The 16,188-nt window shown below is 48.2% G+C and carries 14 protein-coding genes; 1 reads left to right on the top strand and 13 read right to left on the bottom strand.

What is annotated here, in order from left to right:
- Window positions 1-47 precede the first annotated feature (47 nt).
- The 11 genes from GCU48_RS12505 to GCU48_RS12455 all read right to left on the bottom strand — a co-directional run bounded on the left by GCU48_RS12505 (window position 48) and on the right by GCU48_RS12455 (window position 12,240).
- Window positions 48-1,667 carry an FAD-dependent oxidoreductase gene (locus GCU48_RS12505; RefSeq protein ID WP_152380214.1) on the bottom strand — a complete coding sequence of 540 codons (1,620 nt, stop codon included), beginning with the start codon at window positions 1,665-1,667 and terminating at the stop codon, window positions 48-50.
- A 25-nt stretch (window positions 1,668-1,692) separates the two neighbouring features.
- Entirely contained in the window at window positions 1,693-2,658 is a 966-nt protein-coding gene (locus GCU48_RS12500; protein ID WP_152380213.1) for an ROK family protein, read from the bottom strand.
- Between the two features lie 114 nt (window positions 2,659-2,772).
- Window positions 2,773-3,612: a MurR/RpiR family transcriptional regulator gene (locus GCU48_RS12495; protein ID WP_152380212.1), complete on the bottom strand. Its 840-nt coding sequence runs from the start codon at window positions 3,610-3,612 to the stop codon at window positions 2,773-2,775.
- Window positions 3,590-4,309, bottom strand: a complete 720-nt coding sequence (locus tag GCU48_RS12490) for an N-acetylmannosamine-6-phosphate 2-epimerase (RefSeq protein WP_025716558.1) — start codon at window positions 4,307-4,309, stop codon at window positions 3,590-3,592. Before GCU48_RS12490 ends, GCU48_RS12495 begins: the two co-directional genes overlap by 23 nt.
- Window positions 4,310-4,313: 4 nt before the next feature.
- The gene (locus tag GCU48_RS12485) at window positions 4,314-5,855 is read right to left on the bottom strand and encodes a DUF4127 family protein (protein WP_152380211.1); all 1,542 of its coding nucleotides are present in this window, start codon (window positions 5,853-5,855) and stop codon (window positions 4,314-4,316) included.
- Between the two features lie 92 nt (window positions 5,856-5,947).
- Window positions 5,948-7,738 (bottom strand): protein O-GlcNAcase, encoded by a 1,791-nt coding sequence (locus GCU48_RS12480; RefSeq protein ID WP_152380210.1) that lies wholly within the window; start codon window positions 7,736-7,738, stop codon window positions 5,948-5,950.
- A 51-nt stretch (window positions 7,739-7,789) separates the two neighbouring features.
- Window positions 7,790-8,680, bottom strand: coding sequence for a carbohydrate ABC transporter permease (locus GCU48_RS12475; RefSeq protein ID WP_152382148.1), 891 nt, complete (start codon window positions 8,678-8,680; stop codon window positions 7,790-7,792).
- Window positions 8,680-9,561 carry a carbohydrate ABC transporter permease gene (locus tag GCU48_RS12470; RefSeq protein WP_152380209.1) on the bottom strand — a complete coding sequence of 294 codons (882 nt, stop codon included), beginning with the start codon at window positions 9,559-9,561 and terminating at the stop codon, window positions 8,680-8,682. The genes GCU48_RS12475 and GCU48_RS12470 overlap by 1 nt, the downstream gene beginning before the upstream one ends.
- A gap of 64 nt (window positions 9,562-9,625) precedes the next feature.
- Window positions 9,626-10,900 carry an ABC transporter substrate-binding protein gene (locus GCU48_RS12465; protein WP_025716563.1) on the bottom strand — a complete coding sequence of 425 codons (1,275 nt, stop codon included), beginning with the start codon at window positions 10,898-10,900 and terminating at the stop codon, window positions 9,626-9,628.
- Between the two features lie 193 nt (window positions 10,901-11,093).
- Complete coding sequence (locus tag GCU48_RS12460) at window positions 11,094-11,657, bottom strand: DUF420 domain-containing protein (protein ID WP_025716564.1); 564 nt, start codon at window positions 11,655-11,657, stop codon at window positions 11,094-11,096.
- A gap of 307 nt (window positions 11,658-11,964) precedes the next feature.
- The gene (locus tag GCU48_RS12455; protein ID WP_152380208.1) at window positions 11,965-12,240 is read right to left on the bottom strand and encodes a GNAT family N-acetyltransferase; all 276 of its coding nucleotides are present in this window, start codon (window positions 12,238-12,240) and stop codon (window positions 11,965-11,967) included.
- Between the two features lie 310 nt (window positions 12,241-12,550).
- Between GCU48_RS12455 and GCU48_RS12450 the strand changes: the two genes are divergently transcribed.
- Window positions 12,551-14,545, top strand: a complete 1,995-nt coding sequence (locus tag GCU48_RS12450) for a serine hydrolase domain-containing protein (protein ID WP_152380207.1) — start codon at window positions 12,551-12,553, stop codon at window positions 14,543-14,545.
- Window positions 14,546-14,831: 286 nt separating this feature from the next.
- Here GCU48_RS12450 and GCU48_RS12445 read toward each other — a convergent pair whose 3' ends face one another.
- On the bottom strand, window positions 14,832-15,368 hold the full coding sequence (locus GCU48_RS12445; protein WP_152380206.1) for a hypothetical protein: 537 nt from the start codon (window positions 15,366-15,368) through the stop codon (window positions 14,832-14,834).
- A gap of 437 nt (window positions 15,369-15,805) precedes the next feature.
- Entirely contained in the window at window positions 15,806-16,000 is a 195-nt protein-coding gene (locus tag GCU48_RS27915; protein ID WP_482812021.1) for a DUF4303 domain-containing protein, read from the bottom strand.
- Window positions 16,001-16,188: the final 188 nt, after the last annotated feature.

Below are 16,188 nucleotides of genomic sequence, written 5' to 3'. Positions count from 1 at the left end.
TACAATGCAAATTCCCCTTCTCCGCCTCATTAAATTCAGCCAAGGGGCTAGTTGCCCCTCGCTGTGACTCCCTCCGGTTCAAATACCTCAGCAGGCCAATGTAACTCAACCCCCTGGCGAAGAAGCCTGTTTTGAAATCGTCCCAGATGTTCTGTAGATTCGCTTACTTCATTTGGGTATATTCCATTAGAGACGCAGTAAGCCGCCAGAATCCCCGCTGATTCCCCTATGTTCCACTCTGTAGGATGCAGACGGTAGCAGCCATTTGCGATTTGGGTCATCCCTATATTTTTGCAGGCAGGAAGCAGATTACGTACTCTTATCGGTATAAGGGAGCCTAACGGGATTTCATAAGGATAGTTGGGGATATAAAATGCCCGCTGAGATACCGTAGTCGGATGAAGATCCAAATGATAGCTGCCTACACCTACACTGTCTACATACCGTTTGGGTCCCTCCTCTCCACGCAGCTCACGACTTACATCAAACTCTGTTATCGTATACTTGGCCTGAATCCGGCGTGACTCGCGAATATAAGCTGTTTTAGCCAAACCATCCGAGGTGCCAAGAAAATCTCCCCGTGGCCGAATACCGGGATAGCCGAATCCTCCATCTAACCGGGGAGCTTCAGTCTGAAGCCAATAGATTAATGAACGAGTCAACTCACGCGCCCCTTCTCGATGTCTTTCCTGCTCCTGAGCGGTGACACCGATCAACGGACCAAGGTAATAATCATTTTGCGCCCAGTTTAAAAGAGTAACCTCACCATCATTTAACGGTTCGCTCCATATAGAGGGATCTACAATGCGGCGATAATCCCATAAAGATACTATGCCCTGATCGTTAGGGAATAAAGTGAACTGTTTTAGTTTACTGGTATCATCTGCGTCTGTAGCGAACCAGCTTAAAATTGGGAACCGCGAAAAGGAAGGGATATAATTCCTCCAGAAATCATATTGCTGCGGCCGCTCTATAATGAAGTTTCCTTGAGGGATATAATCTACGGCAGCAACATGAGTAATAGATTGCATATCCAAAGGATCAGCACACTTTAGTGCATGAGGCTCACCCGTCGCTTCCCGTGACTCTGCTCCACTCGAATACTCCACTCCCGCCAACGGAAGAAGATCGCCACACTCCGTCGCATCCAGATAGAACGTTCCCCGTAGCACACTAACTTCGCCCTTATGATCAGGGCTATCGGAGGTACGAACGGTTACAGAAGCAATACAGTCCCCATCCGTTTGAGCGGCAACGAGCACAGTACGATAATATACACGAACTCGCCCTGTATTCAGATAGGGAGCAAGCATATCTTCAAGCACCCGCAAAGCTACTCGTGGTTCATGAGCCAGACGACTGACCCAGCCGTTGCCGGGATTAAGAATGGGATCATTATGAGCTTCTTCCGTTAACGGATAGTTCTGACGATAATAATCCCGTACACGATTGCGAAACTCACGGTACGTGGCTGTACAGCCGAACTGTTCGATCCATCGGTGCTCATCCGGAGGAACAGCCTGTGAAGTTAGCTGTCCCCCCAGCCAATCCGTCTCCTCCGTCATGATGACTCTCATGCCAGCCTTCGCCGCCGCAAGCGCTGCCGATGTCCCCCCAAGACCTCCGCCAATCACAACGATGTCGGTATCAAGCCGATTTTGCGTCATGGTTTGTTCCCCTTTCATGCTCGCGCTAAGTCTCCGTTATTTCAAAAGCAAGCCGCGCGGCACCTATAATGCCAGCGCGATTGCCGAGCAACGCCCGACTTACTTCCGTTTTAACTCCCATCAGGTGCAAATGCTTTTCCAGCAAGGGCCACCAGACCTCTCCCGCGTCTGCCACTCCCCCGCCTACAATAATCGCCTCAGGATCAAGCGTCACCGAAATATTAGCCAAAAGCACAGCTAAATCTGCGGTGTATTCGTCCAGCACCCGGATGGCCTCCAGGTTACCGTGAGCGGCCTCCTGCATGATCTCGTTCCCCGAGCGGTAGAGCCTGCCCGTGTATTCCGTGCCCCGCCGTAACAGGGCTGTGCCCGATACATACTGCTCGGCGCAGCCTTTTTTTCCGCAATTGCAGGGGAGACCGCCCGGGAATAAAATACTGTGTCCCCAATCACCGCCGCTCCAATGAGCCCCTCTGCACAGGAGGCCATGCTCCATAAATGCACCGCCGACACCTGTTCCCAAGGTGAGCATAGCCAGGCGCTGCTTGCCCTTTCCCGCTCCCTGCCACGACTCTCCAAGCAAAGCGGCGTTCGCATCATTATCAGCAATGGCGCGTACTGCCAGCTTTTCTCTGGCCCACGTTACCAAGGATGTGCCTTGCCAGCCAGGCAGGTTATCTGTCGCATACACGACTTCGCCGCTCTCCATATTGACTCTGCCAGCAGTTGCAATTCCCAGAGCGTCTATCCCCCTATTCGTACTGCTGTCTCCAAAAGAACGCATCAGTCCGAATACCGACTCGGACACCCGTGACAATACCCACTCACGTCCGCGAGAAGCGTCCGTATCCAGCCGGATTTCATCAAGCACAGATCCATCCCGTGCCACTATGGCGGCTTTCACCGAGGTACCTCCAATATCAACTCCAATAACTCTGTTCATATCCTCTGCCACCACAGCGTCCTCCTCGTTGCCCTGCAACATAAGCATATAGGCTTTTTACCTACATTTTCTTGCATAAATTTTCTTATAGCAGCAACTCATATAACAACACAAAGCCAAGCCGGGAGCCTGAGAGCGCATGCGGTACTCGACATCAAAATCTCAATAGCTCCGCTCAATAACCGCCCTCGCGGTTTTTTCCTTCATCTGTTTGGTGTGATTGATGTGTTTGCGTGCAAGTCCTTCACAAAGGAGGTCAATTACGAACAGCTGTGAGATTTTAGCGCCAATTGAGCCTCCCTCTATCGGAGCTTCCTTGCCTGCAGTCAATAGAACGATATCTGCAATCGAGGTGATTGGCGATTTTGCATAATTCGTAATTGCGATAACTGTTGCACCGTTTTGTTTGGCCTTGTGCAGCATGTCGTTCGTATCCAGCGTACTTCCCGATACACTGATGCCGATAGCCACATCACCGGGGTTCATGGATACCGCCATCATTGATTGGATATGACCGTCTGCCACAGCCTCGGCGCGCCGCCCGATCCGTAAGAAGCGGTTTTTGGCATCCTGCGCGGAAATCCCCGAAGCGCCTACACCAAAAAATTGGACATAGCCGGCCTGATCGAGACATGCAATCGCGCGTCCAAGCTCAGAATGATCCAGGAGCCCCATGCTGGAGTGCAGAATATTGAGCATGTTGCGATACACTGTACGGGTAATATCATGATCGTTATCAAGGCCAAGGCGTTCCCCGCCTATATCAGTTTTGCGATAAGTTTGGTTTTGCGCCAGGGACAATCGGAAATCCTGGTAGCCTTTAAAACCAATCTTCCGGCAAAAACGCATGACGGTCGTCTCGCCTGTACCGGCAAAGTCAGCCAGCTCTGTTACGGAGAAATATATAATATCTGCGGGACGCTCCAGTACACACAAGGCAACTTTTTGCTCCGATTTTGTTAATGAAGGATAATACGTATTAATTCGGTCTTTCATCTCCATAGATGCATTTCACTGCCTTCCTTGCGGCATCGGCAAACCGCTGCGTAATCAATTGAGGTCTGGTAATCGCCGAGCCTACAACCACTGCATGTGCACCCAGCCGAAATGCTTCCTTTACCTGTGCCGGGTCATGGATTCTCCCCTCTGCAATTAAAGGAACGGGAACCAGCTCCGATGCTCTCCGAACCAGTTCCAGATCCGGACCTTCTATTTGAGTAGAGTATGGCGTATAACCGGATAATGTTGTGGATACGCAGCCTACACCAAGGGAAGCCGCATGTAGCGCCTCCTCCAATGTTGATATATCCGCCATGGAGGTTACTCCATGCTCATGGGCGTAATCTATGAGTCGCTTGAGCTTGCACCCTCCCGGGCGTGGACGCAGTGTGGCATCCAGTGCGATAATATCCGCGCCCGCCTCAACCAGTTCCTCCATCTCACGAAGAGTCGGCGTAATGTAAATATCAGAATCTTCATAATCTCGTTTAATCAAGCCGATAACCGGCAAAGAAAGCGCCTGTTTGATCGCACGCACATCCGCTGCACCGTTGGCGCGAATCGCTACGGCCCCGCCCTGCTGTGCGGCACGTGCCATTTTGACCATCGAATCCGCTCCATACAGCGGTTCGTCTGGCAATGCTTGACACGATACAATCAGACCGTGCCGCACTCTTGATAATACAGCTTCCATTTCCATGGGATCACTCTCTCTCCTCGGCATAATGCCGTACGGTCAATCCGACTTCAAAGGTGCGGTTCCACGGCATGTAGCAATCTGTAATTTTTACGCGGCCCTCCGGCCCGTTCACATACTCCTCAAGCGCCTGCTCCAGCCGCCCACGAATAACCGCAGCAACCGAACCCCTCTGTCCATCGAGCATAAACTTGGTAAAGCCCATTTGCTCCACAATTCCGTTATTCATAGCGGTGCGCACCACAGCGCAATAACAGGCGTCTTCGGCATAACGCAACGACAGAAAATCGAGATGCTCCTCCGTAGGTCCATAGTGCGTATACAGCATCGACTGGGCAATGACGGTTCCGAGGGTATTGGAGCTTGTATTCCAGCCAGCATAGCCTGCCAGCTTAAAAAGCAGTCCCTTTTGCTTCAATAGTCTAAGCAGCTTGAGATCGGCGCCGTTGGCATAGCCTACATCAGCGACGGCAATGTGTTTGCCAGCATATTGCAGCATGTGAGCACCGTATTCGACTAGTTCAACTACATTCCGGTGTACATCATATCCGGCCATTGCATGTTGCTGGGATGAAGCTTCTGCCATCGTGTCGCCAGGGGTGTTGGCCAGCAAAATCAAATCAGCCTCCGCCGCTGAGGAAGCAATCAGCCCACCGGCCGCTATAATCTGATATTTTAAAGTTTCATAAAAATAGCGATCCTCAAAAAGCGGAACAACGAATGCCCCTTGCAAGGCGGACAAGCGGGGATAGACTAGCGGCACAGCTTGATTCATTCGGTTAACCCAACGCGCCAGCAGCGTACATCCTACTTCATCGGCCCCTGGATACATGTACACGTTTAAATCCAGCGCGAGTTCGGAAATACGACTTCTTAGCCGCTGCTGATCCTTAGCGGTATAGCCATAGGGGGCCGAATCATCCTGTGGAATAATCATAAAATCAATAACGCCCTCTGCTACCAGCTCCAGTGCCGCTTCATTCGCCTCCAAATTCACACGGCGACGACCTAAATAATCTCCCAGTATTTCTACAGGCAACCGTTGGTTGATGTCAGCTAATTCAAGCAGTTCCTCTGAGGTAGCAATCCCCAACTCCTGACGATGCACAATGAAGCCCTTTCTGAATATCTCACGCCCCCAATCGGCATAGTAATCCGGTTCTTCATCAGCCAAAGAGTATTGCGGACAACGCATAATTAGTTGAAATGCATATAAAGTCAGCTGCGGATATAGCTGTTTGAGCCTGCGAAGGCGATTCATCCTGTCTCTGATCTGCTTACTTGTCATTTCATGCAGGCGGGAAGGCACAATTCCACCATACAGCAACGTATCCATCGCAATAATAGCTCCATCAGCAGCAGCCGCATGTTCTTCGAGCCAGGCCCATAGGCTGGTTGTATCGCCAGGGGCTTTCTTTTGTCCCATCCATTCGAATGGAGGCCGTTCCATTTGCAAGTCTGTGCCCTGGGCCAGTAAATAGGGAAATTCATAATTACAAGGACGTTCATCCAGCGGCACAAAAAGCACACGGGTGTTTGGCTTCGCCACACGCTTCACCTCTCGTGAATATTACTGTTATCTCACAGCAATCATGATTTTCAGAGCAACTACACTGTCTGGTTTCTTTCCGCAGTTAAAGCCTATAGAATTAGTTGATATTTGCCCTGTTCATCCTGACCCACGTAGCCCCACTGCTCGGCAGCACGGATGGCAGGATTACTCCCCAGCTGGACCTTTGCTTCCAGGCAAGCGGTAATTCCGCTTCGCAGCTCCGCTACGATTTCATCCTTCAACGGCGGTGGCTCTTGCGGATCAGCCACTTCGCTTTGCGTGCCGCTCTCCTGTAACCGGGCATTATCCCGCTGTTCGGTAACGAGCACGGCTTGTCGCAGCACTTGCCACAGACTTGCGTCCAGTTCGGCACGCTCCAGCCACGGCCCAGCCTGGGACACGAACCCAGCGGCAGGGTCGTCGGTCGATACATTCCGCAGAACTTTCACGGCCTGAAGCAGCCGTTCAAAGTACATATCCAGCGCAGGGATATCGCGCGCTTGCAAGGCAAAATCCACGTCCTCATACACAATACCGCCCAAGCGGCTATTTCTGTTTTGACGGCAGAAAAACATAAATTCCTCCGCACGCGCCCCAGCCAGTTCACGCGCAGCCCATGCCCAAGAGAGTTCCGGCATATACCGCTCACTGTTCCACATGTAGTGGGCCATCGTAATGAGCGTCACTTTGGAGCACTCCCACTGATTCATCGGATTGGCTACCATCCCGGTATGCCCACAGTCCGGAAGCCTGGAATACCGCCCACGCAGTGGGTCGAGGAACAAGCGATCACGGTCACAATCATTCACCGGGATGTTATCCCACAGCCACAGCTCATGCCCAAAGAAAACATGATTCTCATCGGCATGCTCACGACTAATCTGTGGAGCAAAAACGAAGTACCCTGTCCAAAACACTTTAATCTCCGGGTGCAGACGCTCACGGAAATCCTTTTTATATTCCGTATCCCAATAAGACCAGTACTCCGAAGGACAAACCGTTAGTGTAAACTCAGGCAATCGCTCGGTCAGCCATGCATGCACCTTGTTGGTCAAAAAGACATGAGCATGACCCGAGCGGCCCAGCAAATGTCGGTTTTCTCCTTTTAGCACATAGTCAATATCATCCATTAAAACTGCAAAGTGCCTTACACCAATAGCCATCACAGCCGCCAGCTTTTCCGTCAGCCTCTCAAAATCTTCATCACTGCCGAAGCTCAGATCATTCCCTGGGCTGATACAGTAATGAAAATCAACCTCATTTTGGTCGCAGGCTTCCTTTAATTGGCGGATTTGTGCAAATGTATCCTCAGGGTACGGATCCCGCCATAGCTCGCGATGATATGGATCATCTTTGGGAGCATACATAAACGTATTCATCCGATGTGCAGCCATAAAAGAGACGGCATCCAGCCGATCTGCGAAGCTCCACGGCTCTCCGTAAAACCCCTCAATAATCCCTCTGACCGGAAAAGAAGGCTCATCCCGAAGAGCTACCACCGGCAGGATACATCGCTCCTGATCAACTTGGAGCAGGAGATGCAGTGCATCCATGCCGTATTTAAGTCCTCTTTTATTGGAAGCATGGATTTCAATCCGGCCCTCCTTCTGAATCTCCAGTCGATATCCGTCTGCAACGAGCGCCCCATCATACTCCAGTACCAGTTGCACGCTGCCTCGTGATTCGGTTGGCACACCCGGTCCCGGAGGTAAAATCAGCTTGATCGGTCCCTCGGGGTCCAGCACACCTTCATACTCCTGATTCATCGCAAAGCGGGAGGACAGCTCACAGACCAGACGTGGTTCAGGTACAACCAGCTTTTCTCGGCTGTCATACGCATCACGAAAATAATATTGAATCTCCTGAGGTGTTAAGCCCATTGCAATCGCCTCTCCTTCCATTCACGGGCTATCATAGCCGAAATATCCAGCCTAGCCTTTCACCGCTCCTGCCAGACCTTCCACATAGTAGCGCTGTGTAAACAGGAACAAGATAATGATCGGAAGCACTGAAATCATCGTGCCTGCTGCTATCCAGCCGAAGTTATAGGCAAATTGACCATTGAGATAGGTGAGCGCAGCCGCCAACGGGTATAGCTCCGTATCGTTCAAAATAACGATAGGCCACAGGAAGCTGTTCCAGAACGACATGGCCTCCAGCAAAGAAATCACGGCGAGCGCCGGCTTCACCAGCGGAAGCACAAGCTGCCACCAAATTCGAAATTCCGAAGCGCCATCCATTTTGCCGGAATCACGCACATCGGTAGGAATATGAATAAACGTCTGTCGCATCAAAAAAATGTTGAAAACAGAGACCGCTCCAGGCAGTACTACACCCAAATAGGTGTTGCCGAGATGAAACTCTTGAATGGTCAGATAATGCACAATAAATGCGGTATACGAAGGAATAATCATTGTAGCAATCAGCAGTGTAAACACCAGGTTTTTACCCTTAAAACGAAATACAGCCAAGGGATATCCCGTCAAACTGGCGAGCAGCACATTGAGCACTACGCCCAGCACCGTAATAATCACGGTATTCAGCATATACTTCGGAAAGTCCATAAATTTCCATACCTTAACATAATTATCAAAATCAATAAAGGTCGGGAAAATGGCGGGTGGCGATGAGAAAATGTTGCGACCCGGCATGAGCGATACGCTGAGCAGCCATAGGAACGGTCCCATTAAAAATAGAGCGAGCAGCACCAACAATGCATAGATGATCGTCATTCTTACAGTTCGCCCCAAGCTCCGCATGATCTGGCTGTTTTTATTTTTCGGAAGGGGTGAGTGTAGCTTTTTGTCATTCTGTAGACTCATCAATAGGGATCGACACCACCTTTCCTATTGAATCGGAACACGATAATACTGAGTACCGCAATCACCGCGCCAACAATTAAGCCAAGCGCCGAGGCATAACCAAACTTAAACTGCTCCATCCCTTTTTGGAAAATATACAAGCTGGAAGTCAACGTGGCCGTTCCCGGTCCACCCTTGGTCAACACATACACCTCGTCGAATACGCGAATAGCTGCCATGAGTGAAATGAGTGTGCAGAACAGAATGTAGGGTCTTAATAGCGGGAGGGTTATATGAACGATCAGCCGCCAGCGGCTTGCTCCGTCCACTCTGGCGGCTTCGTACAGGTCCTGTGGAATGTTCTGTAAGCCTGCCAGATAGAGCATCATATAATACCCGAGTCCCTTCCACATCGTGATGAACATAAGTACATACAAGGCTAAATTACTGTCCGATAACCAGTGGATCTCCCTGCTGATTAAGCCGACCTTCATGAGCAGATAGTTCACAACGCTGTTATTGCCCAGCAGCCAGCTCCAAATTAAGGCTACGGCTACCATGGAAGTTACGACAGGAATGTAGTAGGTCGTCCGAAATATTTTAATCGCTGGTATACGACTGTTCACCAGCACGGCCATCAGGATGGAGAAAATCTGAAGAAAGGGAACAATGAGCACATACACTAATGAGTTCCAGATCGAAATGAGAAAGTTGCGGTCCTTAAACGCTGCCTCGAAATTAGCGAGACCAATATAATGGGTATCCGATATGACCGAGTAGTCCGTCAAGGCCAGCGGAATGCTGTAAATAATAGGCCAAAATACAAAGACGGCAAGCAACAATAGTCCCGGCGTCATAAAGGCCCAGGCCGTAAAGGATTCCGACCTCAACCATTTGATCATGCTGCATCACCACCCGATTTTGATAAATGAACAGGGGAGCATTCACTTCACTCCCCTGCTGAACCTATTGCTTTAATATGTCATTCACTTCCTTCTCCAAAGCAGCAAGCGTCTGCTTGGTATCCGTTCCGTTTAATAAAATATTTTGAAAAGCACGTGTAATCGCACTGTTCACGTCCTTGGCATTAGGCACACCGACCATGTAATCAGTCGCCTTATCCAGGCTTTGTGCAGATACCACTTTCGCTTGTGCCTCCAGTGATTGATCTGACTGTGTGAAGTACGGATCTTTAATGGAGTCCTTCGTGGAAGGCAGCGTATTTGCCGCTTTGGAAAACGCCGTCTGGCTCTCTGCATTCGTCAGGAAAACAGCAAACTTCACCGCTTCTTTTACATGCGCAGACTTGGTCGGTACAACCAGATCCATGGTATTGGATAACCTCACGTCAGCTTTACCTGTAGGTACAGGAAAAGCAATCGTATTCTTATACACGTCCGGTGCCGCCGTTTTGATAAAATTGATAAACGTTGGGCCTGCCAGCTCGAAAGCAACCTGCTCTCCTGCATAATATTTCACTTGCTGCGAAAAATCAGCGTCTTCTTTAAGAACGACACCATCTTCCATCTGTTTTTTTAGATTTTCAAGCATAGCGACTGCTTCCGGTGTATTGAACGCCGCTGCTGTCTTTTCTTTATTCAAAATCGGAATGCCATCTATGGCAAAAAGCTTGGATACAAGCTGCTGCGCATACCCGGCTTTACCGATTTTTCTATTGATTTGGCGGCCCCATTCCGACAGCTCTTCCCGCGTTTTGGGCGGATGGGCAGGGTCTAATCCAGCAGCCTTCACCAGCTTCGTATTCATGTAAAGCACTTCCGTACCCGTATACCAAGGTAACGCGTAAGCCTTTCCGTTAATAACTGTGGAATTATAGATACCTTCGAAATAAGCTGCTTTCTCCTCCGGGGACAAATACTCATTCATATCAACAACAGCACCCTTGGAGCCCATTTGGCTGGCAAATTCCGTATTGAGATTGACCACATCCGGACTGCTGCCACTAGCAATACTCGTCAACAGCTTGTTGGTTACCGCATCATAGGGGTAGTCCTTCCAGTCAATTTTGACATTGGGGTTCTTCTGCTCATAATCAGCAATCACTCGATTAAAATACGGAGTAAATGTAGGTTGTAGTGCAATCGTCCAAAATTGCAGTGTCACTTTCTCACCGTTTACATCTCCCGGTTTTGAGCTTCCGCCACCGCAGCTGCTCAGCAGTACAACCAGCGCCAGCATAGATACAAGCAACCGCAACCTGCCTTTCGCATTCTTTGTCACATGGTGACCCCCTTGTTCTTAGTTTATTAAGGTAAATTATAACAGAAATACCGGTAGAGAAGGAACGTTTTTTCAATAAAATAAATTTAGAAGGAATAATTTTTCTTTTATAGACATAAAAAAGACGCCTCTTTGAGTAGAGACGTCTTTTTTACTTCAATGAATTTCAGAGGGTTTACTCAGGGTGCAACTATTAATAGTACGGAGCCATGAATACGTACACGAGCACCCCGGTCAAACTTACATACAGCCAAATTGGCATGGTCCAGCGCGCAATTTTGCGGTGCTTCGCCACCTGCATCGTCCATCCCCAAACAACGGTGAACAGTGCCAGCGGCACGATAATAGCAGCCAAGATGCTATGCGAAATCAGCAGCGTAAAGTAAATCGGCCGAAGAATGCCCACCCCGCCATATTTTGCAGTTTCCGGCGAAATGTAGTGGAAGGTAAGGTAGGAGAATAAAAATAAAACGGTACTGGCAAAGGCCAGCAGAATAAAAGTTTTATGCACCTTAATGTTTTTCTTGAAAATAGCAATCAGCGCAGCCACCAGAAAAATAAAGGTGAAGCTGTTAAAAATCGCATTTAGCCTTGGGAAAATAGTGATATCGAAGCTTACACCACCCTGGTATCCGATCGGCGAAAAGAATAGCAGCAAAATAATCACGTTGGCTATAATGGAAACGGTGATAATCAAGGCTGTAAAATTACGATTGCTCGTTGGAACATACTGCTTGTCCTCACGCGCTTTAGTCATAATAAGCGTCTCCTTTGTTTAAATTCAGGTTTTTCGTATTTTTTTGTTTTTGTCCTGATCTTAACCATAATATATTATATAGAACACAAGGACAGCCTGTGAAGTGACAACAGTATGAACAATTTCACAGCGGTCTGTCTGAAAATGTGCTTCATTATCTTAGGATAACATTTTATCTCCATATATGAACGCTAGAATGCATTGATTTCTCAAGCTTTATACACACCAAAAAACACCGGAAGGTTTACTAACCTGATCCGGTGTTGTGTTGACGATTATACACCTCAGCCCCGCCTATATCCCGCATTTACTGCTGCCAAACGTCACTATATTCCTTATGGCGCCTGAACAAGGCCAGCGCATATGAGCAAGCTGGAATAACACTTTTATGCTGATCTCTCGCCATGTTCACAACCTTGTCGATCAGTTCCTTACCGATTTTTTGCCCTCGCAGTTGTTCCGATACAAATGTATGGTCAATGACCAAAGAGTGGTCATCTATGGATTTATAGCCTACCTCTGCAACCACCTGTCCATCATCCACCATGACTATCGCATGGTCCTCCTCGCGAATTTGTCTCATGAAACCGATCCCCTTTCTATCTAAAAAAATCCTGTACTGGATATCCTTATTATTCCCCGATTTGGCGACCCGCGAAACATCTCATACATAAAAAACGACTTGGCGTCGACACTGAAGAGGCCTCCGGAAGCGTTTGTTTTCTGAATGACCCATCGCCCTTTAAGCCTAGTGCCTAATCGTCATATGGCACTTTGGAGTGACTTGGTGTGGTGGGTGACGAAATGTAACTTGTTGGTATGACAAGTCCTTTGCCATACTTGGTTTTGCCGGACGCTATAAGGCAAAAATACATTTCAAGGAGAAATCATTCATGAAAAAAATGATTCACACCAGTCTCGCGGTTCTACTATTATCTGCTACGATAACTACCGCCTGTATGGCCCCCAACGGCGCGTCGGTTGCCGCACCCGTTAACGCACCAGTTGCATCTGAAAAGGCTAGCATGGAGGGGCCGCGAGATGCCAAGGAACTAGAAGCTTTTGCAGATGGTGTTTTTGCGGACAAGATGAAGAAGTTTAATACCGTTGGTTCTAATTTTGTGGTCGTCACAGGTGGGAAAGTGATGCTAAGCAAAGGTTACGGTTATGCCGACAAGGAGAAAAAAATTCCTGTTGATAAAAATACCGTTTTCCAAATCGGCTCTGTTACAAAGTCATTCACTGCATTGGCAGCTATGCAGTTGGTCGATAAGGGGAAAATGGATTTAAAACACGATATCCAAGAGTATTTAGGAGGAATAAAGGTTCCGAATAAAACAGGAAAAAAACTGACGATGTTTGATCTACTTACATATTCAAGCGGATTTGATGATCCAGATATTTCCATGGAAATGCATCCAGAATACGCGGACAAATATTTTCCAATGAAGAAGTTCATTGCATCAAATATGCCAACTGTTGTCAGGCCTCCAGGAGAAGCGTACACGTATGACAATTTTGGTTTCATGCTAGCGGGATATGCTGTAGCAAACGTAACGGGCATGTCATATTCCCGATATATGGAAAAGAATATTTTCAAACCGTTAGGCATGAATTCGACGAGTGTGCGGTTTACCCCCCAATTGTTAAGCAGAATGGCTGCTCACTATGGACCAACAGGTGAACTGATACCCTTGGACGGGTTTAAACCAACGGAAAAACCTGAAGGCGGTATCGTTTCAACAGCAGATGACATGGCGAAGTACCTCATTATGCACCTGAACAAAGGCAAGTACAAAGGTAAAGAAGTGGTGAGTCCAAAGAGCATAGAGCAAATGCACACATACCAATTATTCCCTGACAAGGAGTTCCCGGTTACAACAATTGGATTCGAAGGCTACTTCAAAGAGAAGATGAATAATCAGCATGTGATTCTAAAAGGAGGAAATGTTACAGGGCATTCTTCCTTGATTGTTATTCTGCCTGAGAAGAATACAGCGATGTACATGTCCTACAATAACGACTCCATGATGAGTCTTGACGTGTATGAAGAATTTATGAATCATTATTATCCGAGAAAATCAGAGGTTCCAAAGTCAACCTACGCGACAATAAGTGAACAGCAGGCCCAAGACTACGTGGGATTATACCAAAATACGCGTTTTGCTGCCTTAAGGACGAAGGTTTCGTATTCGGACGGGAAATTAATAATGGAGACAGGAACATCAGGCAAACATACACTAAAAATGATCCACCCTTTATTATTTGAAGATGAATCAGGTAATAAATTGACGTTTAATAAAAATGAAGCAGGCCATATTGCATATTTGTATTACATGCAGCTCCCAGACCTCGTTGCTTATGCGCAAAAAATAAACATTGATTCACCGTTTTCTGATGTACCTGCGGATAGTAAATATATTTCATATATAAACAACCTTAATGCTTTGAAAGTCATGAGCGGAAAGTCAGCCAACCTCTTCGATCCGAAAGGAACGATGACTCAGGGAGAATTCTCAGAAGTGCTGCTGCGCGCCCACGGGTGGTATAAACAACCTTTCATGATTGAACCGAATAAGAAGCAGATGATGGCCGGACTACGTAATTATCAGCCTAATTCTCCTATCACTAGACAAATGGCGGCGGTAATGATCCAGAACCTGAAACAGGTTGAGCCTGGAACCAAGGTTAAATTGAGTGGCGAAACGGATGCTTGGGCAGTTAAAGCAGTCACAGCTCTTGTTTCCCAAGGTATCATGGACCCGGATACCAAGATCAATTTAGACGGCTCCATAGACTTCCGCTCCAAACAGCTTTTGAAGCGTCAAGAAGCCAGTGCCTTGTTGGATCAAGCATTTAATTACTATACGTTGCCAATCAGTCACTAATTCAAAAGATTAAATAGAAAAAGTAAAATAATAATCTTTAAAGTATTCATATGGCGGGTCTTTGTCAATACGAAGCAGGATTACTGCGGAAGCTGGCATGAGCAACGATGATTAAAAACATCAGGTATAAACCATGTGTAACTCAAGCCTCATCTCAAAGCACTGCGATATTCGCATACTCCTAATATTCAAAAACGCTACTGACAACGGGATGTCAGTAGCGTTTTACATTTTTTCGGATTCCTCGTAAATCCGATTTCGGAATGTTCAGGTTCCAGGTATACGATTATTCGTTATTCGGCGTGGCCGGACTAGCCGTGGGCATCAAGCCTTTAACGGCGCCGAGAAACGGGCGAATGGACTTGATCATACCGTAGCCCATCTTCACGACCGGGACAAATTTCTGGATCATACCGAACAGCCGCAGGCCGCCGCCGAGCATACTTCCAAGCCCTCCTGCACCCGCACTGGCACCGCCAAGCCCGCCCAGGCCGCCGAACAGCGAGCCCATCATCGGCAGGAATGCAGATACCTTGGCATCTGGCTTGCGGGAGCGCGAACGGCCAGACGATTTGCGTGCATCGCTTCTCCGGTTGCCGCGACGGGCGCTCGGGGCATGAGCACCAGCTCTGCGCTTGAGAGGTCGGGAGTCTTGCTTCCTGGAAGGAGCACGTGGGGGAGCTCCAGCACTGGCAAGTACCAACCCGCCGCGATTAACGTCGGTGATGTAGCCGACGTAAGTCTCTCCGCTGTGCAGGGTGACACAGACCGGACGGCCTTGGAACTTCTTAGCCCGTTCACGCATCTCTTTCGATTGTGCCATGGAAGTTCACCTCGCTCACTGATTATAATTCAGTTTACGCCAGGGGCGGGCTGCCTGCTTGTGCGAATGGGGCATACACACGCCGAAAATCGTTTGATGGGCTCGCCGCCCTCTTGAAGCAACGTTTCGGGATAACCATCTTCATCTACATGAAATAAAAAAAAAGAATGACTCCTCCTTCAGCTTCGTAAAATAATAGTCTTCATTTTGAATAAGTCTCGGGTTTCCGCCTGCTTTGATCAAAAAAGGCTGACCCATTGATTTTTCGTCATGGCTTAGTTTCCCGTCTGAAATTGCATGCTTTATAAGACCTGGGTTAGTAAACATATCTTTGGCGCTTTCAGTCGAAATGGGATGCTCAATCACCTTGATCGAGCAATTAGGATATATGTTGTTTTTCAGGTACTCCTCATAGTCTTCAGGGATGAAGATCGAAATCATTCTCTCCGGTTTAAAGGGATGGACGAGGGTAATTGTTTAACATCATCGAAGCTCTCATCCCTGAAACAACAATAGGGCGAATCGGCATAGGACCATTTGATGAGTTCCGCAATCGTTGATCCCGGCGTGTCGCTTTCTTCTCCTTGCCTGGCCGCTTCCCTCTCCAAGGCCTCCCATGACCAGGCGGAGATGCTTGGCGCATGTCCCTCTCCAGTCGTAAATAGCGTGTAGTAATAGTAATGTTCGCCATTTTCAAAAAGAGTGCGAAAGGGCGATCATGGCCACATCGCAATCTTTGCCGCCAGCGCCTCTATCTCTTGCGTCGGTTTCATGACATTCGCCCCTTAGCCCTGTCCACTCCATCTCCGGGGAGAAATCG

Origin of the sequence: Paenibacillus brasilensis (genome assembly GCF_009363115.1) — a bacterium.
Classification (GTDB): domain Bacteria; phylum Bacillota; class Bacilli; order Paenibacillales; family Paenibacillaceae; genus Paenibacillus; species Paenibacillus brasilensis.
Note: the sequence above shows the minus strand (reverse complement) of the source record. Positions and strands in the feature narration are given on the sequence as shown.